General features: G+C 53.5%; 19 protein-coding genes. 18 read left to right on the top strand and 1 reads right to left on the bottom strand.

From position 1 onward, the window contains the following. Positions 1 to 220 precede the first annotated feature (220 nt). Both rny and EKM97_RS10175 read left to right on the top strand, forming a co-directional pair. The gene (rny, locus tag EKM97_RS10180) at positions 221 to 1,786 is read left to right on the top strand and encodes a ribonuclease Y (protein ID WP_125572302.1); all 1,566 of its coding nucleotides are present in this window, start codon (positions 221 to 223) and stop codon (positions 1,784 to 1,786) included. A gap of 142 nt (positions 1,787 to 1,928) precedes the next feature. After that, positions 1,929 to 3,038, top strand: coding sequence for a glycosyltransferase family 4 protein (locus tag EKM97_RS10175; protein WP_318530783.1), 1,110 nt, complete (start codon positions 1,929 to 1,931; stop codon positions 3,036 to 3,038). A gap of 50 nt (positions 3,039 to 3,088) precedes the next feature. Here EKM97_RS10175 and EKM97_RS10170 read toward each other — a convergent pair whose 3' ends face one another. Beyond that, a complete protein-coding gene (locus EKM97_RS10170; RefSeq protein ID WP_125572300.1) occupies positions 3,089 to 3,724 on the bottom strand; it encodes an IMPACT family protein in 636 nt (211 codons plus the stop codon). A 29-nt stretch (positions 3,725 to 3,753) separates the two neighbouring features. Between EKM97_RS10170 and EKM97_RS10165 the strand changes: the two genes are divergently transcribed. The 16 genes from EKM97_RS10165 to phoU all read left to right on the top strand — a co-directional run bounded on the left by EKM97_RS10165 (position 3,754) and on the right by phoU (position 20,834). Beyond that, complete coding sequence (locus tag EKM97_RS10165) at positions 3,754 to 5,040, top strand: helicase-related protein (RefSeq protein ID WP_125572299.1); 1,287 nt, start codon at positions 3,754 to 3,756, stop codon at positions 5,038 to 5,040. Further along, on the top strand, positions 5,040 to 5,714 hold the full coding sequence (locus EKM97_RS10160; protein ID WP_225419270.1) for a ComF family protein: 675 nt from the start codon (positions 5,040 to 5,042) through the stop codon (positions 5,712 to 5,714). The genes EKM97_RS10165 and EKM97_RS10160 overlap by 1 nt, the downstream gene beginning before the upstream one ends. Positions 5,715 to 5,831: 117 nt before the next feature. Next, the gene (gene hpf, locus EKM97_RS10155) at positions 5,832 to 6,392 is read left to right on the top strand and encodes a ribosome hibernation-promoting factor, HPF/YfiA family (RefSeq protein WP_125572298.1); all 561 of its coding nucleotides are present in this window, start codon (positions 5,832 to 5,834) and stop codon (positions 6,390 to 6,392) included. A 378-nt stretch (positions 6,393 to 6,770) separates the two neighbouring features. Continuing rightward, a complete protein-coding gene (gene secA, locus EKM97_RS10150) occupies positions 6,771 to 9,134 on the top strand; it encodes a preprotein translocase subunit SecA (RefSeq protein ID WP_125572297.1) in 2,364 nt (787 codons plus the stop codon). A 263-nt stretch (positions 9,135 to 9,397) separates the two neighbouring features. After that, positions 9,398 to 10,514, top strand: a protein-coding gene (gene prfB / locus EKM97_RS10145) for a peptide chain release factor 2 (protein ID WP_125572296.1) whose coding sequence is annotated in 2 segments (ribosomal slippage) — positions 9,398 to 9,469 and positions 9,471 to 10,514 — 1,116 coding nt in all. Because the reading frame shifts where the segments join, the coding sequence is not laid out codon by codon here. 16 nt (positions 10,515 to 10,530) lie between these two features. Further along, positions 10,531 to 11,217, top strand: a complete 687-nt coding sequence (ftsE, locus tag EKM97_RS10140) for a cell division ATP-binding protein FtsE (protein WP_125572295.1) — start codon at positions 10,531 to 10,533, stop codon at positions 11,215 to 11,217. Beyond that, complete coding sequence (gene ftsX / locus EKM97_RS10135) at positions 11,207 to 12,094, top strand: permease-like cell division protein FtsX (protein WP_225419269.1); 888 nt, start codon at positions 11,207 to 11,209, stop codon at positions 12,092 to 12,094. Before ftsE ends, ftsX begins: the two co-directional genes overlap by 11 nt. A gap of 144 nt (positions 12,095 to 12,238) precedes the next feature. Continuing rightward, positions 12,239 to 13,351, top strand: coding sequence for a PDZ domain-containing protein (locus EKM97_RS10130; RefSeq protein ID WP_125572293.1), 1,113 nt, complete (start codon positions 12,239 to 12,241; stop codon positions 13,349 to 13,351). Positions 13,352 to 13,353: 2 nt separating this feature from the next. Continuing rightward, on the top strand, positions 13,354 to 14,046 hold the full coding sequence (locus EKM97_RS10125) for a response regulator transcription factor (protein WP_125572292.1): 693 nt from the start codon (positions 13,354 to 13,356) through the stop codon (positions 14,044 to 14,046). Next, the gene (pnpS, locus tag EKM97_RS10120; protein ID WP_164507522.1) at positions 14,039 to 15,685 is read left to right on the top strand and encodes a two-component system histidine kinase PnpS; all 1,647 of its coding nucleotides are present in this window, start codon (positions 14,039 to 14,041) and stop codon (positions 15,683 to 15,685) included. Before EKM97_RS10125 ends, pnpS begins: the two co-directional genes overlap by 8 nt. Positions 15,686 to 15,868: 183 nt before the next feature. Continuing rightward, positions 15,869 to 16,705, top strand: coding sequence for a phosphate ABC transporter substrate-binding protein PstS family protein (locus EKM97_RS10115; RefSeq protein WP_125572304.1), 837 nt, complete (start codon positions 15,869 to 15,871; stop codon positions 16,703 to 16,705). 26 nt (positions 16,706 to 16,731) lie between these two features. Continuing rightward, positions 16,732 to 17,658: a phosphate ABC transporter permease subunit PstC gene (gene pstC / locus EKM97_RS10110; protein ID WP_125572290.1), complete on the top strand. Its 927-nt coding sequence runs from the start codon at positions 16,732 to 16,734 to the stop codon at positions 17,656 to 17,658. Beyond that, the gene (gene pstA / locus EKM97_RS10105; protein ID WP_125572289.1) at positions 17,655 to 18,539 is read left to right on the top strand and encodes a phosphate ABC transporter permease PstA; all 885 of its coding nucleotides are present in this window, start codon (positions 17,655 to 17,657) and stop codon (positions 18,537 to 18,539) included. The genes pstC and pstA overlap by 4 nt, the downstream gene beginning before the upstream one ends. Positions 18,540 to 18,548: 9 nt before the next feature. Then, a complete protein-coding gene (pstB, locus tag EKM97_RS10100; RefSeq protein WP_125572288.1) occupies positions 18,549 to 19,352 on the top strand; it encodes a phosphate ABC transporter ATP-binding protein PstB in 804 nt (267 codons plus the stop codon). Positions 19,353 to 19,374: 22 nt separating this feature from the next. Continuing rightward, positions 19,375 to 20,133, top strand: coding sequence for a phosphate ABC transporter ATP-binding protein PstB (gene pstB, locus EKM97_RS10095; RefSeq protein ID WP_225419268.1), 759 nt, complete (start codon positions 19,375 to 19,377; stop codon positions 20,131 to 20,133). A 23-nt stretch (positions 20,134 to 20,156) separates the two neighbouring features. Further along, a complete protein-coding gene (phoU, locus tag EKM97_RS10090) occupies positions 20,157 to 20,834 on the top strand; it encodes a phosphate signaling complex protein PhoU (protein ID WP_125572287.1) in 678 nt (225 codons plus the stop codon). The last annotated feature ends 163 nt before the right edge of the window (positions 20,835 to 20,997 follow it).

Genomic DNA, 20,997 nt, shown 5'->3' with positions numbered 1-20,997 from the left:
CCGCCTAACGGCGTCATGAAAACACCAAAGAGGCCCAGCGTGACTTCGTCACTGAAACGCTATCGCTGACGGACAGCGTTCACAATACTACATTGACGGATGTCGCGTCATATTGACACTAGGGGTGCTCACGTCTAAAATAAAGGTTTGTAACATTCTAAAAATAATTCATAAGCATCTGAAATTAAACAAACTTTTTAGATGATGCGGAGGTGAAGACGTGACAGCAAATCTGTGGTCGATAATCCTCGCAGCCATCGCTTTAGTGATTGGATTAATCATTGGCTATGTAGCACGTAAACAAGTCCATGAAAATAAATTGAATCAGGCAACCGGCACCGCGGAGGGAATTATCGAGACAGCCAAAAAGGAGGCCGCTTCCCTGAAAAAGGAAGCCGTCCTTGAGGCAAAAGAAGAAGGCAGCAACTACCGCACTCAGGTCGAGGCAGAACTGAAGGATCGGCGGAATGAAGTTGCCAAGTCGGAACGACGGGTTGAATCCCGGGAAGAAACCCTGGATCGTCGTGATGACACGCTCGACAAGAAGGAACAGAGTCTTGCCGACCGTGAAGAAGGGTTGAACAAGCGTAAGGAACGTTTAGACCAGCGTGAAGGGCAGATTGGCGAAAGTGAAGCTGCTGCAAACAAGGAATTGGAACGTGTTGCCGCCCTCAGTAAGGATGACGCACGTGACGAAATTCTTGGAGAAACACGTACGCAACTGGCACACGAACGTGCCGTCATGATTCGAGACAGCGAGGCTGAAGCTAAGCAGCACGCTGAAAAAGAGGCGAAACAGCTCGTCGCGGACGCTATTCAGCGGTCAGCGGCGGACGTTGTTGCCGAAACGACGGTCACGGTTGTTAACTTGCCAAGTGACGACATGAAGGGCCGGATTATCGGTCGTGAGGGTCGTAACATTCGCACCCTGGAAACATTGACTGGGATTGACATCATTATTGATGACACGCCAGAAGCCGTTGTGCTTTCAGGTTTTGACCCGATTCGGCGAGAAATCGCGCGGATGGCATTGGAAACGCTCATTCAAGACGGCCGGATTCATCCAGCTCGGATTGAAGAAGCCGTTGACAAGGCGCGTAAGGAAATGGATGACCAAATTCGCGAGATTGGTGAAAAAGCCATCTTTGAACTGGGCATCCACAACATGCATCCAGACCTGATTAAGGTGCTGGGGCGCCTGCATTTCCGGACCAGTTATGGCCAGAACGTGCTGGATCACTCGATTCAGGTTGCCAAGTTGACTGCCGTGATGGCCGCTGAACTTGGTGAGGACATTACGCTTGCTAAACGCGCCGGTCTTTTGCACGACGTGGGGAAGGCTCTTGACCACGAGGTCGATGGCTCCCACGTTGAAATTGGGACTGAACTCGCGAAGAAGTACCATGAGCCGAAGGTTGTCATCAATACCATCGCTTCCCACCATGGGGACGTTGAGCCGGAGAGCACGATTGCAGTGCTCGTGGCGGCCGCTGACGCTGTGTCTGCAGCCCGTCCTGGTGCCCGGAGCGAGTCACTAGAGAATTACCTGCACCGCCTCGAGAAGTTGGAGAGCATTGCCAACAGCTTCAGCGGCGTTGACCATAGTTTTGCCATCCAGGCGGGACGCGAAATTCGCGTTATTGTTAGCCCGGACAAGCTCAGCGATGATCAGTCGGTAATTGTTGCGCGGGATATTAAGAACGAAATCGAAAAGGAACTTGAATACCCTGGTCACATTAAGGTGACCGTCATTCGGGAAACCCGGACGGTTGAATACGCAAAATAAATTCTGAGAGGGCGGGGTCGATTCGGCTCCGCCCTTTACTATTTCTTTACCAGACAGTCGTGCGCTTTCTTTGCGCTCGGCGGCTGGTGGGTAGTATCATAGCATTTAGATACCTTGGAGAAAGTGGGAAGGCATAATGCCATTGTTCAAAATTGTCGTCAGTTTATTCGTGACGATGCTCATATCAGCAGTCATCACGCCCTTCGTGCGGCGCCTAGCTTTTGTTCTGGGCGCGGTGGACAAGCCCAACGCACGCCGGGTTAATAAGAAACCAATGCCGACCATGGGTGGACTGGCAATTTTCCTCGCGTTTTCATTTGCGACCTTTGTACTGCTGCGGCCGCAATTTGATACGCACATGCTCTTTTCGCTGTTTCTTGCGGAGTCAATCATCATCATTACTGGGATGATTGATGACATTAAGGAATTATCGCCTAAGCAAAAGCTAGCGGGCTTGCTGATTGCGGCACTGGTGGTTTACTTCCTGGCCGGCGTGCGGATGACCAGCATTAACATTGGTTCCTGGAATTTCAACTTGGGCTGGCTCAGCTTGCCAGTCACCATTATTTGGATACTGGGGATTACCAATGCGGTCAACCTGATTGACGGCTTGGACGGCTTGGCAACTGGGGTGTCAATTATCGCACTCACCACCATGGGCATTATTGGCTTCTTCTTCCTGACGGTTTCAGAAGTCGGGACGCCAATCATGATTTTCACCTTGGTTGCAGCGCTGATCGGCTTTCTCCCGCATAATTTTCACCCGGCGCGCATTTTCCTCGGGGATACGGGGTCGCTGTTCATTGGGTTCATGTTGTCGGTGCTGTCACTGCAGGGCCTTAAGAACGTGACCTTCATCACGCTGATTATCCCGGTTATCATTCTTGGGGTGCCAATTACGGATACCTTGTTTGCGATTATCCGGCGTAAACTCAGCCACGTGCCCATCATGCAGGCGGATAAGCACCATCTGCACCACCGCTTGATGCAAATGGGTTTGTCGCACCGGCAGACAGTCATGGTGATTTACGGGATTGCGCTGATTTTCGCCATGATTGCGCTACTTTACCCGCTCAGTTCGACTTGGGGGAACATCTTGATGACCATCGGTGTGCTCTTCGGGCTGGAACTGTTCGTTGAACTGATTGGTCTGCTGGGGCCAAACCGAACACCAATGCTACTGGCGATTCGCAAGTTGGTCCGCAAAATGACCAAGGAAGATCCGCAGCAGAATAAAAACGCCAAGAACTAAATAAGATACAAAAGGCGCCTGATCACTTTTGATCAGGCGCCTTTTGTATCTTATTTAGTGGGCACGGGAATTTCCGCAGTGCGGGAGCCGCCATAAGCAAAATTGGCGCTACCGTTGGTGCACTGGGTAATTATTTTCCGGGTGATAATTTCTGTCGGTTCGTCGACAAAGATGTGCAGGCGCACGTCAGTGGTGAAGTCGCTGCTGGCGGCCGTGACGCCAACGTCACGCAAGCGGTTTTCGATGAGCTGGTACTGACTGTAATCGCAAGTTGCCAGTAACTCCTTCTGATTGACCAGCTGCACGATGCCGAGTTTCACAATCGCTGCCGTGACACTGTCACTATATGCCCGAATCAGGCCGGATGCGCCGAGCTTGATGCCGCCGAAGTAGCGGGTGGTGACTGCGACCACATTGCTCAGGTCATGACTGGTGAGACCGCGCAAGGTGGGACTGCCGGCAGTCCCACTGGGCTCGCCATCGTCACTGGCGCGCTCGACTGCTACGGGCCAGGCGATACGCGCAGCCCAGACGTTGTGGTTCGCCTTTTTGTTATTGCTGCGGACCGCGGCGACAAACTGCTCGGCCTCTTCGGCGCTCTGCACACGTCCCATGCTGGTGATGAAACGCGATTTTTTGATGATTATTTCGTTAGTACCGGGGGCGGCGAGTGTGAAACGGTCCATTTTGCGGAATCTCCTTACGAGGTGATATTGTGACGCAAACTAACGTGGCCGGCCAGTTGCTTACGGAAAGTGAAGCGCAGTGGTCGGACCTACCGGAGAACATTTTAACACAGGCACGCCGCTTGCCTGCAATTAGCCATGATGACCGGCGGGGGACGTGCAGTCGCTGCGGGGCGGAGCTCACTGCCGCGCGGAATCAATTACCCGACGGCCGCTGGTATTGCACCGCGTGCATTGTACTCGGACGTGTGGTGTCGGGTACCGAATTATTGTGGTTTCCGCAGCAAGTGTATCCGCCGCGTGACCTGCAGTTGTCATGGAGCGGTCAGTTAACAACGGCGCAGGAGCGCGTTGCGCAGGAGTTAATGGCTAGCTTTGACCACGGCCGCGATCATCTGCTGTGGGCGGTTACTGGCGCTGGCAAAACGGAGATGCTGTTTCCACTGCTGCGGCGTGCGCTCAGTTGCGGTGAGCGGGTGGCGGTGGTATCGCCGCGGGTGGACGTTGTTTTGGAGTTAGCACCGCGGCTTGCGGCTGCCTTTGCTGACTGCGTGCCCGCGGTGCGCTATGGCGGGAGCGGCCCAATTCCAGTAGGGCAGTTCTTGCTGGCAACGGTGCACCAACTGCTGCGTTTTAAAGCGAGTTTTGGCCTGATTGTGGTGGACGAAGTGGACGCTTTTCCCTATGCGGGCGACCCCATGTTGGAACGTGCAGTGCGGCGTGCCGCCACCGGGAGCGTCATTTTCCTGTCCGCAACCCCCAGCGCGAGCCTGCTGCGGCAAGCGCGGCGCAAACAAATTGGAATGAGTTACTTGCCGCGCCGCTTTCATGGCTTTCCTTTGCCAGTGCCGCAAATTCGCCTAGTTGGTAAATCTGTGTACAATCTGCGGATCATTAAACACATCATTTCCCGGGTAATTGCAACTTGCGCGCGTTGCCTAATTTTTGTACCGGCGGTGCGCGACTTGGACATTGCGCGCAAGTTATTGGCCGGACAAGGGGTGGCGGCGAGCACGGTACATGCACAGGAACCCCTGCGTCAGGAGCGAGTTCAGGAGTTGCGCGATGGGGCCATTCAGGTGCTCATTACCACCACAATTTTGGAACGCGGGGTAACGTTTGCTGACTGCGGGGTGGTGGTGTTGCAGGCGGATGCCCCCTTGTTTGCCAGTTCAGCACTGGTTCAGATGGCCGGACGGGCTGGACGCAAGCACGAGCATCCAGATAATCCGGTGCTTTTTGTGAGCAAAACGTATACGCGAGCGATGGCGCAGGCGGTACGTCAAATCAAACAAATGAATCGGCGGCGCGGCTGATGCGCTGTTTACTTTGCCGCCAGCAGGTGTTGCGCAATCCGCCCCTTGATCAGTTGCTCAGTTTCCGGCCACTCGCGTTGTCGCCACTTTGTCAGCAGTGTGCTGCACGCTTTCGGCGCATCGATGAGCGGCACGTCTGTCCAGACTGCGGGCGCCAGAACGATGGCGCGCAGTGTCGGGATTGCTTGCGCTGGGCCAAAATGGGCGTGTCATCGCTGCACCATCGCGGCCTGTTCGTGTACGACGATGCCATGAAGCAACTGATTGAAAATTATAAAGGCATCGGTGACTATCACCTGCGCCGCTGCTTTGCCGCCGAAATCGCTGGCCTGCGGCAAATCCGCGCCGCATTTGTGCCCTTGACCAGTGAACCGGCGCACTATCGCGAGCGCGGTTTTGATCCCGTGTTGGGTTTATTCGACGTTCTGCCGCTACATTTATGGCTGGAGAAGAGCGCGACTGATAAACCGCAAGCAAAAAAGAACCGGGCGGCGCGCATGCTGACACCGCAGAGTTTCACCTGCACTTGCTCAAAGGTGCACATGAATCGTTACCGGCGGGTGTGTCTGCTCGATGATTTGTATACTACGGGCAGAACCTTACACCATGCGGCCGCGGCAATGCGTGCTGGCGGATACGCAGGCGAAATTGTGTCTCGTTCGTTAATTCGTTGAGATTTTTTTGTGAAAGCGTTTGTAAAGTGAGCACAGACTTTGTATAATTAAACCAAGGAAGCAGAGATGTTTCCTGGCACCTGCCACCAATTTGGTGGCTGAAAGGGGAGAAGTTTTATGCTTACTTACAACGTTCGTGGTGAAAACATCGAGGTCACCGAGGCCATTCGTTCTTATGTTGAAAAGCGGATTTCCAAGCTTAACAAGTACTTTACCGATGCAACGCAGGCGATTGCACATGTTAACTTGAAGGTTTACTCCAACAAGAACGCAAAGGTTGAAGTTACGATTCCAATGCCATACCTGACATTACGTGCTGAGGAAACCAGCCCCGACCTGTATGCTTCCATCGATTTGGTAACGGATAAGCTTGAACGCCAGATCCGGAAGTTCAAGACAAAGATCAACCGCAAGTCCCGTGAAAAGGGCTTCCCTGAATTCGCTGAAGCAGATACTGCTACAACGGATGAAGCTAAGCCAGGCGAGGCAAGCACAGATTTGTCTGTAGTTCGCACAAAGCGTGTTTCCCTGAAGCCAATGGATTCTCAGGAAGCAATTCTGCAAATGGATATGCTGGGCCACAACTTCTTCATCTTTGAAGATGCAGAAACCAACGGCACAAGCATCGTTTACAAGCGCCGTGATGGTCGTTACGGCCTGATCGAAACAAACGAATAAGCATTTGGAAAGTGTCGCCCGCGGGCGGCACTTTTTTTGTTGTACCCATTTTTGGAAAGCGTCCGTGCGAAAAATGGAAACGATTCATCGTGCGGTAGACGTCAACACATCGTGATTGTTATTTGTAGACGGCCGCTGCTTCGTGTAAAATATTAGAACGAAGCAATTGTTGAAACACTGCGCGAATCATTGCGCACGCGGTAATCAACAGTTTGCGTAGCGGTGAAAATCGCGCTAAGTGGCGCTATGATGCCCCTACGCACTTGGTAGCGTTCAAATCTGCCATTCTATGAGAGAAATGTTTTCATCATTAGAAATCAATGTTACAATCAAGCAGACGCTGTGCACGAGATTTTCGTGTGAGGAAGGATCGACAACATGCCAAATCTTTTACGTAAATGGGTTGAAAGCGATGAACGCGAGGTTAAGCGCCTCGGCAAGACCGCTGACAAGGTCATTGGATATGAAGAAGAATACGCTGCTCTTAGCGATGAGCAGCTGCAAGCTAAAACACCAGAATTTAAAGAACGCATTGAAAAGGGCGAAACACTAGATGACATTCTCCCCGAAGCATTCGCAACCGCCCGTGAAGGCGCGAAGCGGGTGCTCGGTCTGTTCCCATTCCGGGTGCAGATTATCGGGGGGATTACCCTGCATGAAGGGAACATCGCCGAGATGAAGACCGGTGAAGGGAAGACCTTGACCGCGACCATGCCGGTTTATTTGAACGCACTGGCCGGTAAGGGTGTCCACGTTGTGACGGTTAACGAATACCTGAGCCAACGTGACGCCACCGAAATGGGTGAACTGTACAACTGGCTTGGACTCTCTGTTGGTTTGAACGCCTCATCCATGAGCAGCGATGAGAAGCGCGAAGCCTACAACTGCGACATCACATACTCCACCAACAGCGAACTCGGGTTTGACTACCTGCGTGACAACATGGTGGTTTACAAGGAACAAATGGTTCAGCGGCCACTGAATTTTGCCATCGTCGATGAAGTTGACTCCATCTTGATTGATGAAGCGCGGACACCGCTGATTATTTCCGGTGGTGCGCAGCAGTCTACTGGTCTGTACATTCGTGCCGACCGCTTCGTCAAGACGCTGTCTGAAGATGTGGACTACAAGATTGACTGGCCAACCAAGACGGCCTCACTTACCGACGTTGGGATTCAGAAGGCCACCAAGAACTTCGGTCTGAAGAACCTTTACGACACCGAAAACACGGCCCTGACCCACCACCTGGATCAGGCTTTGCGGGCCAACTACATCATGCTCAAGGATATTGACTACATGGTGCAGGATGGTGAAGTGCTCATCGTTGACCAGTTCACGGGGCGTGCCATGGAAGGGCGTCGTTACTCCGACGGTCTGCACCAGGCCATTGAAGCTAAGGAAGGCGTCGAGATTCAGGATGAAAGCCAGACCATGGCCAACATCACCTACCAAAACTTCTTCCGGATGTACGAAAAGCTGGCCGGGATGACTGGTACGGCTAAGACCGAACAGGAAGAATTCCGTGAAATTTACAACATGGAAGTTATTTCCATTCCGACGAACCGGCCAATTGCGCGTATCGACGAACCTGACGTGCTCTACCCAACACTCGACAGCAAGTTCAACGCGGTCGCTGATGACATCGAAAAACGGCACCGTAACGGCCAACCCGTTCTGGTTGGGACCGTTGCGATTGAATCCAGTGAACGTTTGAGTGAACTGCTTGATCAGCGCAACATTCCGCACACCGTGCTGAACGCGAAGAACCACTTCAAGGAAGCTGAAATCATCATGAACGCCGGCCAGCGTGGCGCCGTGACCATTGCGACCAACATGGCCGGTCGTGGTACTGACATCAAGCTGGGACCTGGTGTGAAGGAAGTTGGCGGTCTCGCCGTACTTGGTACCGAACGGCACGAATCCCGCCGTATTGATAACCAGCTCCGTGGCCGTTCTGGCCGTCAGGGGGACCCTGGTTACACCCAGTTCTACCTCTCACTTGAAGATGACCTGATGAAGCGTTTTGGTTCCGACCGGATTAAGGCCGTTCTCCAGAACCTGCGAGTTGCTGAAGATGACCAGGTGATTAAGTCCCGCATGGTTAGCCGCCAGGTTGAATCTGCCCAGAAGCGGGTTGAAGGGAACAACTACGATACGCGTAAGCAGACCCTGCAGTACGATGACGTGATGCGTGAACAGCGTGAAGTTATCTACAAGCAGCGCCAGCAGGTCATCAACGAAACTGACGACCTCAAGCCGGTACTCATGGCGATGCTGGAGCGCACCATTAATCGGAACGTGGACCTGCACACGCAGGGCAGTGAATCCGACTGGGATCTTGAAGCCATCACCGACTACGTTTACGCAAACCTGGCTGGTGACGACAAGTTCAAGCAGGCTGATATTGAAGGCAAGGATGCCGACGAAATCAAGGCTGTTTTGATGAAGCTTGTTGAAGATAACTTCGAAGCCAAGGAGAAGCAGCTCAACGATGACCAGCAGATGCTGGAATTCGAAAAGGTTGTCATCCTGCGGGTTGTGGATTCCCTGTGGACAGACCACATCGACGCCATGGATCAGCTGCGCCAGTCAATTGGGCTGCGTGGCTATGGCCAGATGAACCCACTGGTTGAATACCAGGAAGAGGGTTACCGGATGTTTGAAGAAATGATTGCTGCAATTGATGAGAATGCTACGCGTCTCTTCATGAAGGCCGAAATTCGCCAGAACATTCGTCGTTAAATCAAGGCTGTGCCAGTAGGCGATTAGCCCCAGAATGCAAGGCACCCCAGCTAGAATCCACGTTTGGATTATGGCTGGGGTGTCCTTGTTTCATCGGAAAATCAGCGACCGGGATTTTGGCTGCACCGGCAAAAGTTGCGACGCATCCGTTAAACTGTCACACTTATGTTAATCTCTTGCCCAACAACCGTAACGCGCGTTGGGTAGACTGGTCAGTAGCGTAACCATAACGGGTGCGAAACCATTTTGAAAAGGATGAAATAATGGAAATCAGCGCAATGCGCTCAGCGATGAGCGAGATTAGTACCAAAATAAATCAGTTTAGGGGGTCACTTTGACCTCGATGGGCTGAACGAACAGATTGCAATCAACGAGGCCAAGATGGCGGAGCCAGGCTTCTGGGACGACAACGTCCGGGCTCAGGAACTGATTGATGCCAATAACCTCTTGAAGGAAAAGCATGACTCTTTTTATAAACTGCAGAGTGCTTACGAGGACATTGAAGTGTCACTGGAACTGCTAGCAGAAGGGGATGACCCAGAACTGCAGGCGGAAACTGAGACACAGTTAACACAGTTGCAAGAAGCGATGCAGACCTACGAAATGAACTTGTTGCTGTCTGAAGAATATGACGACAGTAACGCCATCCTCGAAATTCACCCCGGTGCGGGTGGAACCGAAGCCCAGGACTGGGGCAGTATGCTGCTGCGGATGTATCAGCGGTGGGCGGACCGACGCGGATTCAGCGTTGAAGTCGCCGATTACCTAGCAGGGGATGAAGCGGGGCTGAAGAGCGTCACCCTCATCATCAAGGGGACAAACGCGTACGGCTTGTTGCGCAGTGAACGCGGTGTGCACCGGCTCGTGCGGATTTCACCATTTGATGCGGCTGGGCGGCGCCACACGAGTTTTGCCTCTGTCGACGTCATGCCAGAGCTGGATAAGTCGATTAACATCGATGTGTCTTGGGATGACATCAAAATGGAAGTGTTCCGTAGTAGTGGGGCTGGTGGGCAGCATATTAACAAAACCAGCTCGGCCGTGCGTCTGATTCACATGCCAACCGGGATTGTGACCTCGAGCCAAGCGGAGCGTTCGCAGTTCCAAAACAAGGCGACCGCGCTAGCAATGCTGAAAGCAAAGCTGTACCAGCGGGAATTGGATGCGCAGGCTAAGCAAGAGGCCGAGATTAAGGGCGAGCAAATGGACAACGGTTTTGGTTCCCAGATTCGCTCCTACGTCTTCCACCCATACACGATGGTCAAAGACCACCGCAGTAACTACGAAACTGGGAATGGGCAGGCCGTCATGGATGGCGACCTTGATCCGTTCATTTACGCCTACCTGCAGTGGCAACTGGCGATGAAGAACCCCGAATAAAGGAGGAGTTTTGGCCATGATTTCAATGGATAAAGTAACGAAGCAGTACGACAACGGCGTCACCGGAATTCGCGATGTCACGCTGGAAATTCAGCAGGGGGAATTTGTCTATATCGTGGGACCTAGTGGTGCTGGTAAGTCCACGTTCATCAAAATGCTGTACCACCAGCTGACCCCAAGCAGTGGGGACATTAAGTTCAACAAATTTGATTTTGCCACCATGAAGCCGCGTGAAGTACCGATGCTGCGCCGCGAGATGGGGATTGTCTTCCAGGACTTCAAACTGCTACCGCGCATGACCGTGTTTGAAAACGTGGCCTACGCCATGCAAGTCGTTGAAAAAGAAGACGACGAAATTAAGCCGCGTGTTTTGCAAGTGCTGAAGGAAGTCGGGCTCGAACACAAGCTGCGCCGCTTCCCCAGCGAACTGTCCGGTGGGGAACAGCAGCGTGTTGCCATTGCGCGCGCAATTGCCAATAAGCCAACGGTCCTGATTGCGGATGAACCAACCGGGAACCTGGATCCGGAAACCAGTGAAGGCATTATGGATATCCTGGAATTGATTAATTCGCAGGACACCACCGTCATCATGGCGACGCATAACCGCGATGTTGTGAACAGCCGTCAGCACCGGGTGCTCGAAATTGCCGGTGGCGAACTCGTTCGTGATGAAGAAGAAGGGAGTTACGGCATTGAAGATTAGTGTAATCAAGCGCCATCTCGGTGACAGCCTGAAGAGTCTGCGCCGTAACGGCTGGATGACGGTGGCGGCGGTTTCCGCTGTCACCGTCACCTTGCTGCTCGTTGGGATCGTGATGGCATTACTGTTCAACGTCAACCGGGTATCCCACCAGGTTGAAAATGACGTCAACGTGCGCGTATCGGTCGACCGCAGCGTCACCAAGAAGCAAAAGAGCAAGCTGCGCAGTGAACTAGCTGACTTGCCATCCGTAACGAGTGTGAAGTACCGCTCCCGCAGTACCGAACTCAAGTCCATTATCAGCGGTTATGGGCAGCAGTGGCAGATGTTTAAGGGTGATGAAAACCCACTGAACGATGTGTTCCTGGTGAAAACCAAGAGCCCAGCTGCCACCATGAAGGTGGCCAAGAAGGCCGGCAAGCTGGCGAACGTCACTGAGGCTTCATACGGTGGTAAGACCGCCCGCAAACTGTTCCGTTACGTGAACAACATGCGTAACTGGGGAACTGGGTTTGCCATCATGCTCCTGTTTGTGGCCATCTTCCTAATCAGTAACACGATTCGGATTACCATTTTGTCACGGCAAAATGAAATTGCGGTGATGCGTCTGGTAGGGGCTACGAACAGTTACATTCGCTGGCCGTTTCTGCTCGAAGGGGCTTGGACCGGTTTGCTCGGTTCAATCGTGCCCATCGTGGTGGTTGATGTCGGCTACAACCTGATTTACCACAGCATGTCCGCTACCCAGGCGGCCAACGGCTTCACGTTCTACCCGCAGATGCCGTTCTTGCTCTGGATGGATCTGCTGCTAGCCGGAATTGGGATTGTCATCGGGGCCTTGGGTTCCGTTGTTTCGATGCGCCGTTTCCTCAAAATTTAAGTAAAAGCAAAAGCATGTGGAACTGGCCCGTGAAGGTCGGTTTCCCGTGCTTTTTTCGTGCTTGAACGCGTGCGAATACCATTGTCGTTTCAGTGCACCACACCGGCTCATGGTATACTATTAGCTAGAAATGGAGGGTGCACAGTGAAGCTTGAATTAATCTTGATCTTGAGTTCAATCCTGGTGTTTTTATACCTCCTACTGGTTGTCAGTGCGGGCGCATTTGGTCGGATTCGCCGGGAGCGGCGGGAATTACGCCTGGCGATTGAGGGCCGTGCCGTCGAAATTCCACGCTTCTTACTTTTGGGATTAGTGCCGGCCATTGCGGTGAGCACGACACTCAGCTTATTGGGCATCGTTATCCCCTTACCAATTATTGCCGCACTGATTGGTATTACGGTGCTGGGCGCAGCAGTGCCCAGCTTTTATAGTCCTTTAATTTATGGACTTGCGGGCGGCAGCGGTTTGCTTGTGAGTCAGGTGTGGCCAAAAACCTTCACGCAAGCTGGCCCCAATGATGTGCTGGCCTTTGCCATTCTCCTGGCCTGCGTGATGCTGTTCGCACTCGTCGCTGATTTGTGTGCGCCCTATCACAGTGCGCCGCACATTGTGCGCAGTCACGGCCGGCGACGTCTGCAAAACCGGGTGCGGCAGCTGATTTTCTTCCCACTCGTGGTGCCTGTGCCGGGGACACTGCTGACGGCATGGCCGCTGATGAAATTACTTAGCCCCGAAATCCACGGGGTGAGTTTTGCGGTGTTGCCACTGGTGCTCGGGTTTGGCCTGCGCAGTTTCGGCAGTGTACGCACCAAGTTGCACCGGCGGGCTTTACTGGATGGTGCGCTGCTGCTGGCAGCCGTTGTCGTTGCGCTGCTGTGTAGTGCAGCGGTTATCACTAGCACAACGGGGCTGCTTGTACTGGCGGCCGTCGCCATTGTCGGACTTGCGGCGTTGCTGCTAACGCCGCAGCAGGAGCAAAACGCCTTGACTGATGCACCTGGCGGGGTGCGGGTCATCGCGGTGATACCCGAAACACCGGCGGCTAAAATGGGGCTGCACGCCGGCGACACCATTTTGCAGTGCAATGGTCAGGACGTGCCCAGCCCGCGTGCGTTTTACACGGCCACGCAGCACCTGGGGACCTTTTGCCGCTTGCGCGTGCGCGATCAGGCTGGGCAGTTTCGGCTAGCGGAAACTTCAATTTTCACCGGTGCACCGCACATGCTGGGTGTAATCACTTTTCCTGAGGAGGATTAAGGATGAAAAAGATTCTAGTTGTTGACGACGAACCGGCGATTGTGAAGCTGCTCGAATACAACTTGAAGCAGGAACACTACCAGGTGACCACGTGCGGCAATGGCACCGATGCCGTCAAGCTCATTATGAGCGAGAGCTTTGACTTCATTATCTTGGACCTGATGCTCCCTGGAACTGACGGCTTTGACGTCACGAAACAAATTCGCCGCGCGGAAATCTCAACCCCGATTTTGATGCTCACCGCCAAGGATAGTGAGACCGACAAAATTCTGGGACTCGAACTCGGTGCCGATGATTACGTGACCAAGCCGTTTTCACCGCGGGAAATCATAGCCCGCATTAAGGCGATTGAACGCCGCATTGAGTCGAGTGACAAGCAAAAGGATGTCCTCCAGGTGGGGGATTTGCGGATTGACGTGCGGGCGCACCACGTTACCGTTGGCAGCGACCGCATTGAACTGACGCCCCGTGAGTTCGAGCTGTTGACCTTTTTTGCTAGTCACGTTGGCCAGATTATGGATCGCGACATGTTGCTCGATCACGTCTGGGGCTACGATTATGTGGGCCAGACGCGCATGGTCGACATGCAGGTCAGCAAGTTGCGCGACAAGGTAGAACCAGACCCGAAGCGCCCGCGGTACATTAAGACCGTGCGCGGCTATGGCTACAAAATGGAGGATATCTTCGATGCTTAAACACGAGCGCGGTAAAATTATGGCGTTCATCCTGCTAGCGATAGTGGGATTTTTTGCGCTTATCGCCATGGGCACTGCGGCCATTCACGTGCACCAACAGGTTTTCTTAAAGCAATCGGCGCTGGTGGTGGGCAGCAATCAGCAAAGCACTAGCAAAAGTGATTTACACTTCGTTGATTTAAGTGGCGACAGTCTGCGCGCGCGGGATCTGCGCACCCACACGGTCGGCGGGCAGACGCCTGCCGCTGGCAATTTTGACGTGATTCACCCGCACGGTCGCGCCGAAATTGTGTATTACTACCGCAGTGGCGGCAAGCTGTACGCACTCACACAGTGCAAACAAACGCTGGTGAATTCAGCGCCTTATCTGAGCGTCCTTTTTGCTCTGCTTTACTGGGGAGCATTCGTGATTCTGATGCTCATTCGGCGCCGCAAAGTCCACGAACTGAATGCCGAAATCGCGGCACTGGCGCGGCAAACGCAACAAATTGCGGATAACCAGCCGGTTGATTCGCTCCTGCTGACCAAGAATTCGCGGCTCTACCCCTTGGCGACTGGTTTGGAGCAGTTGCAGGGTAAAGTCAGCAAGACCCGCCAGCAGGCCCGTCTGCGGCACGAACGCTTTACGATGCTGCTGGCGAATTTGCCCCAGGGTATCATGCAAATTGATGACAAGCGACAGGTCCGCCTCAGCAACCGCGCGATGGGCGAAATCCTGGACCAAAGTATCAGTCCGGCGGTGCATCCCGTGGTTGATGACATCAAGGACTACAAGCTGGCCCACATGCTCGACCGCTGCCTGAAAACTGGCCAGAATCAGCGCAGTGAGATTACCCTCAGCATGAGCGACCGCACTGTGGATGCCAGTGTGCTCAGTGTGGGAACCGCCAAGCAGCGGCAAGCCCTGATTATTCTGTATGACCTGAGCTACTTCCGCGCCGTTGAGCAGATGCAAACGGACTTCGTCGCGAACGTGAGTCATGAACTGAAGACGCCAGTAACCGCCATCGAGGGCTTTGCCGAGACATTGCTCGATGGCGCCAAGGATGATCCAGCCGTGCGCGATGAATTCTTGAACATCATTGCTAGCGAGTCCAAGCGCTTGACCCGGCTCGTGAATGATATTCTGACTTTGCAGTCGCCGGAACGGAAACCGACGCCGCAACTGATTCACCTGCGTGCATTCACGGACGAGATTGTGCGCAACCTGAACAAGCAAATTGCTGCGCGGAATCTGGATGTGGATGTGCAGATTGACGATGCCATTGAACTCAGCGCCGACCAGTCAGAACTGACGCAGGTCATGCGCAACTTGATTGATAATGCCGTGTTCTACAACCGTGAAAACGGGAAGGTGCGTGTCAGTGCCTATCCCGATGCGCAAAATTTTGTCATCCGCGTCACGGATACGGGTATTGGCATTCCGCAGGCTGACCAGGAGCGGATTTTTGAACGCTTTTACCGCGTTGACAAGGCGCGCAGTCGTAATAACGGCGGGACCGGTCTGGGGCTCGCTATTGTGCACAGCGCGGTTGCTGAACTGGGTGGCACAATTAAGCTCCAGAGTCGGCCAGGGGTTGGGTCAACTTTCACTGTGACCTTGCCACGTAACGAAGAAAGTGCGCCGCAAAGCGTATAGCGCCTGAACATGAAGCATAGTAGCCAGCAGATTCGCAGTCAAAAATGCGAGTCTGCTTTTTTTTACAGTGATATTTACTGAAGCGTTACATTGAACGTGCTTTCTCGTTACACGCAATTGGTACTCTTAGAGAGTAGAAAAGCGGAGGTGGCCATTGTGCGCAAAAAAAGTGCCCTGTTAATAATGATGAGCTTCATGACACTCCTACTGGCACTCGCCGGCTGCGGTAGCGACAAGGGGGAATCCATCACGGTGGTGGGTAGTTCTGCCTTGCAGCCGTTGGTTGAAGCCGCTGGCGAACAGTACAGCGGTGATCACCTTGGCGTGTTCGTCAACGTCCAGGGCGGCGGCTCCGGTACTGGCTTGTCTCAGATTCAAGAAGGCGCCGTAAATATCGGGAATTCAGATCTGTTTGCGAGCGAAAAGACCGGTATTAAGGCCAGCAAGCTCGTGGACCACAAGGTTGCCGTGGTTGGCATTACCCCAGTGGTGAATAAGAAGGTGAACGTCAAGAACCTGACAATTGCCCAACTCCGCGGTATCTTCACCGGTCGGATTACAAATTGGCGCCAGGTGGGCGGTAAGAACTTACCGGTGGTCATTGTGAACCGGGCACAAGGGTCGGGGACGCGCGCAACTTTTGAGCGCTGGGTCATGGCTGGCCAGCCGGCATTGGCAGCCCAAGAACAAGATTCCACGGGGATGGTGCGGCAGATCGTGGCGAGCACCCCTGGCGCTATTTCGTACATGGCCTTCTCCTACGTAGATTCAAGTATCAAGACCGTCAAGGTTGACGGGATTGCACCAACCCCAACGAACGTATACACAAACCGTTGGCAGATTTGGGCGTACGAGCATATGTACACCTTGGGGAAACCAAGTGGGTTGACCAAGCGTTTCTTGACCTATGTGCAAAGCGATAAAATTCAAAACAGTCTGGTTAAACAGATGGGTTACATCCCGGTTAACAAGATGCGGGTCAGCCGCACGGTTGACGGCAAAGTGACGCAGCTGCCGTAGTAGCGGGCAATAGTGGAGGAAGAAGCATGAATAACGACGAGATTAAGGCGGCGCTGACGAGTAAGTCGCGGTCCGCAAAACTCGAACGTCGAGGCAAAATTATCAGTTTTCTGTGTATCGCACTGATTGTGATTGCGGTCTTTGCGATTTTTGCCTTCGTTGCCGTGCGCGGGATTGCAACTTTTGTGGGCACTAAGGTCACACTTTGGAACTTTCTGAGTAAAACGGCATGGGCGCCTGGAACCACCGATGCGTCGGGTGTGCCGAAGCTTGGCGCACTGCCGATGATCACCGGGAGCTTTGGGGTCACCTTGCTGTCGGCTTTGCTGGCAACACCATTTGCGATTGGTGCAGCGGTCTACATGACCGAAATTTCACCCAAGTGGGGTGAAAAGATTCTGCAGCCCGTGATTGACCTGCTTGTCGGGATTCCGTCCGTTGTTTACGGGTTCATCGGTCTGAGTGTTGTCGTGCCGTTTATTCGCAACACGTTTGGCGGGACCGGCTTCGGGATTCTGGCGGGGACCTTCGTGCTCTTCGTCATGATTCTGCCGACCGTGACTTCGATGACCATTTCCGCATTGAAGGCCGTACCGAGACGCTACCGTGAAGCTTCGCTTGCACTGGGAGCAACGCGCTGGCAGACGATTTATAAAGTGGTGCTGCGCTCGGCGACGCCTGGTATTCTGACTGGGATTGTCTTCGGGATGGCGCGGGCATTTGGTGAAGCGCTGGCTGTGCAGATGGTGATTGGGAACGCGGCACTGATGCCCAAGAACCTAATCAGTCCGGCCAGCACGCTCACATCCGTTCTAACCAGCGGCATTGGGAACACTGTCATGGGCAGTCTAGAGAACAACGCTTTGTGGACACTCGCGCTCCTGCTCTTGCTGATGTCACTCGCGTTTAACCTGCTCGTCCGCTGGATTGGGAATAAGGGGGCCATGAAATGAACGCAAAAACCGCAGATAAAATTGCGACGGGCACATTGCGGGCCATCGCCGGCATCATTGTCCTAATTCTGGCCAGTTTGCTCGGTTACATCCTGCTGCGCGGGGTGCCGCAGATTAGCTGGCACTTCCTAACGAGTCCCAGCAAGGCCTTTGCCGCCGGCGGGGGCATTGGGATTCAACTGTTCAACTCGCTTTACCTGCTGCTGCTGGCCATGATCATCTCGGTGCCGCTGGCCATGGGCGCGGGGATTTACCTGGCTGAGTACGCGAAGCCATCTTGGCAAACGGATTTCGTTCGCACTGCGATTGAAATTCTGAGCAGCTTGCCATCCGTGGTTGTGGGTCTGTTCGGCTTCCTGATTTTCGTGTTGCAATTCAAAATGGGTTTTTCCATCTTGAGTGGGGCTTTAGCCTTGACCCTGTTTAACCTGCCGCTACTGACACGGAACATTGAAGATGCACTGCGCCAGGTTAGTTTTGCGCAGCGGGAAGCGGGGCTGGCATTAGGATTGTCGCGCTGGGAAACGGTGCTGCGCATCGTGATTCCAGAAGCACTTCCGGGGATTATTTCCGGCCTGGTCTTGGGTGCGGGACGTGTGTTTGGTGAAGCGGCCGCATTGATTTACACCGCTGGTCAGAGTGCGCCAGCACTGGATTTTACCAACTGGAATCCAGCGTCCATCTCCAGTCCCATTAGTCCTTTCCGGCCAGCAGAAACGCTGGCGGTGCACATCTGGAAGATTAATTCTGAAGGAATCCAGCCTGATGCGGCGGCGGTTTCTGCCGGTGCCAGTGCGGTTTTGATTATTGTTGTCCTGCTGTTTAACTTCTTGGCGCGTTACCTTGGGCAGCGCCTGCACAAGAAGATTACGGCTTCATAGGAGGTTACCATGGCTTACTCATTAGACGATCGCTTCATCCGCGAATTATCCGCCGATGCGGAGCTCGCCATTAGTACAGACGATTTGCGCGTGTTTTACGGCGATAAAGAAGCTGTTCACGGGGTGAGCCTGCCTTTTGAACGGTACAAAATTACGTCGCTCATTGGCCCCAGTGGTTCTGGGAAGTCGACTTTCTTGCGCAGCCTCAACCGGATGAACGATACCGTCGCCGGCAGTCGCGTGACCGGCCAAATTAACTACCGCGGACTGGATTTAAACAGTCCCGATATTGACGTTTACGAAATGCGTCGCCGAATTGGGATGGTGTTCCAGCGGCCAAATCCTTTTGCCAAATCAATATACGACAATATCACCTTTGCGCCGCGGCGGTTTGGTGAACATGATAAGCAGACGCTCGACGAACTGGTAGAAACAAGCTTGCGCGGTGCAGCGCTTTGGGATGAAGTGAAAGATAACTTGCACAAGAGCGCCTTCGCCCTTTCCGGTGGTCAGCAGCAACGTTTGTGTATTGCGCGGGCCATTGCCATGCAACCAGACGTGCTACTCATGGACGAGCCGGCCAGCGCACTGGATCCAATTTCGACCGCTGCTGTTGAAGAAACGATGCTGAAACTTAAGGAACACTACACGATTATCATCGTGACCCACAACATGCAGCAGGCAGCGCGAATCAGTGATTACACCGCCTTCTTCTACAGCGGCCAGTGCCTTGAATTCGACGAAACGCGCCGCATCTTCACGCGACCAAAAATTACAGCGACCGACGATTACGTTAGCGGTCATTTTGGCTAACAGAGCAGCTAGGAGGAAGACTATGTCCCGGGAAATTATTACCGCGAGCGATGTGCGCCTGAAATATGGTGATTTCGAAGCGCTCCACGGCATCAACCTTGAATTCAAGCAAAATGAAATCACCGCGATGATTGGACCATCTGGATGTGGTAAGTCAACGTTCCTGCGCTGCTTGAACCGGATGAATGACCTGATTGATACGGCTCACGTAACGGGTGATATTCGGCTCATGGGCGATGACATCTACGCCCCAACCTTCGACGTGGTGAACCTGCGCAAACGCGTCGGGATGGTTTTCCAGCAGCCCGTACCGTTTCCGTTTAGTATTTACGATAATGTGGTTTACGGTTTGCGGCTTGCGGGAGTGAAGGATCGCCAGACGCTGGATGCCGCGGTGGAGACGAGTCTGCGGCAGGCGGCTTTGTGGGATGAGGTTAAAGACAAGCTCCATGATTCCGCATTAGGACTTTCGGGCGGGCAGCAACAGCGGGTAGCCATTGCCCGAGTGCTGGCCGTTAAGCCCGACGTGATTCTGATGGACGAGCCAACGAGTGCGCTTGATCCTATTTCCTCTACCCAAATTGAGAATATGTTGCTAGAATTACGGGAGCAGTACACAATCATTATCGTGACGCACAACATGCACCAAGCGTCACGGATATCGGACCGAACCGCATTCTTCTTGCAGGGAAACCTCATTGAGTTTGCACCGACTAAGAAAATTTTCATGAATCCGGACAAGAAGGAGACTGAAGACTACATCAGTGGGCGCTTCGGTTAATCAATTGAGGAGGGGAATTAGGCATGCGGCAAGAATTCAGCGCAGAACTGGACAGTTTGCACGTCAGCTTTTCAGAACTGGGGATGATGGTGAACGAAGCCATCTACAAATCAGTTAAAGCATTCGTCACTCACGACAAGGCACTCGCACACCAGGTGATTGATAGCGATCACCTCATTAACGAGCAGCAAACCCGTTTGGAGCAGCATTGCTTTGAGCTCATCGCACTGCAGCAGCCCGTAACGGGGGATCTGCGCCTCGTCGTCACCGCGATGAAGGCAAGTTCCGACCTGGAGCGCATGGGGGACCACGCGGTTTCCATCGCAAAGTCCACCATCCGAGTGAAGGGGACGACGCGCGTGGGCGAAATCGAGGACTTACTCGGCCAGATGGCGGACGCCGTCAAGCGGATGAGTGAAGAGGTGCTCGATGCTTACGTGCATGATGACGCCAAGAGCGCGCGGCGCATCGCAACGGAAGATCACAAGATTAATGACTTTTCACGCAAAATTTACACTGAGTGCATCACCAACATGAAGGAAGACGCCGATACTGTTGTCGGTGCGATGGACTACATGCTGGTGGCGTCCTATCTGGAACGGATTGGGGATTATGTAACCAACATCTGCGAGTGGATTGTTTACCTGCAGACCGGCAAAATCACCGAACTTAATTCCAGCACGGATGAAGATAAGTTCTAGCAAAAGGTTCGGCGCAAGCCGGACCTTTTTTGCTGTCCGTCAGCGTAAGCGCTGAAAATACCATCCGCAAGGATGGCTTCTATGAAAATCGACCGAAGGTCGGGCCTGGGGCAGATTAGCTTCGCGAACAGGGACTCCGTTAGCGGGGACCGTTCCAGCCGGC

Origin of the sequence: Lacticaseibacillus songhuajiangensis (assembly GCF_003946025.1) — a bacterium.
Classification (GTDB): domain Bacteria; phylum Bacillota; class Bacilli; order Lactobacillales; family Lactobacillaceae; genus Lacticaseibacillus; species Lacticaseibacillus songhuajiangensis.
The sequence above is the reverse complement of the archived record's forward strand: the minus strand, read 5'-3'. Positions and strand labels throughout refer to the sequence as shown.

What these genes read in the sequence shown, in the direction of transcription:
- EKM97_RS10115 (WP_125572304.1), top strand. Translation starts at nt 15,869, where the DNA reads ATGATGAGCTTCATGACACTCCTACTGGCACTCGCCGGCTGCGGTAGC.
- ftsE (WP_125572295.1), top strand. Translation starts at nt 10,531, where the DNA reads ATGATTTCAATGGATAAAGTAACGAAGCAGTACGACAACGGCGTCACC.
- EKM97_RS10170 (WP_125572300.1), bottom strand. Translation starts at nt 3,724, where the DNA reads ATGGACCGTTTCACACTCGCCGCCCCCGGTACTAACGAAATAATCATC.
- EKM97_RS10125 (WP_125572292.1), top strand. Translation starts at nt 13,354, where the DNA reads ATGAAAAAGATTCTAGTTGTTGACGACGAACCGGCGATTGTGAAGCTG.
- pstB (WP_225419268.1), top strand. Translation starts at nt 19,375, where the DNA reads ATGTCCCGGGAAATTATTACCGCGAGCGATGTGCGCCTGAAATATGGT.
- hpf (WP_125572298.1), top strand. Translation starts at nt 5,832, where the DNA reads ATGCTTACTTACAACGTTCGTGGTGAAAACATCGAGGTCACCGAGGCC.
- pstC (WP_125572290.1), top strand. Translation starts at nt 16,732, where the DNA reads ATGAATAACGACGAGATTAAGGCGGCGCTGACGAGTAAGTCGCGGTCC.
- phoU (WP_125572287.1), top strand. Translation starts at nt 20,157, where the DNA reads ATGCGGCAAGAATTCAGCGCAGAACTGGACAGTTTGCACGTCAGCTTT.
- secA (WP_125572297.1), top strand. Translation starts at nt 6,771, where the DNA reads ATGCCAAATCTTTTACGTAAATGGGTTGAAAGCGATGAACGCGAGGTT.
- EKM97_RS10160 (WP_225419270.1), top strand. Translation starts at nt 5,040, where the DNA reads ATGCGCTGTTTACTTTGCCGCCAGCAGGTGTTGCGCAATCCGCCCCTT.
- pnpS (WP_164507522.1), top strand. Translation starts at nt 14,039, where the DNA reads ATGCTTAAACACGAGCGCGGTAAAATTATGGCGTTCATCCTGCTAGCG.
- pstA (WP_125572289.1), top strand. Translation starts at nt 17,655, where the DNA reads ATGAACGCAAAAACCGCAGATAAAATTGCGACGGGCACATTGCGGGCC.
- pstB (WP_125572288.1), top strand. Translation starts at nt 18,549, where the DNA reads ATGGCTTACTCATTAGACGATCGCTTCATCCGCGAATTATCCGCCGAT.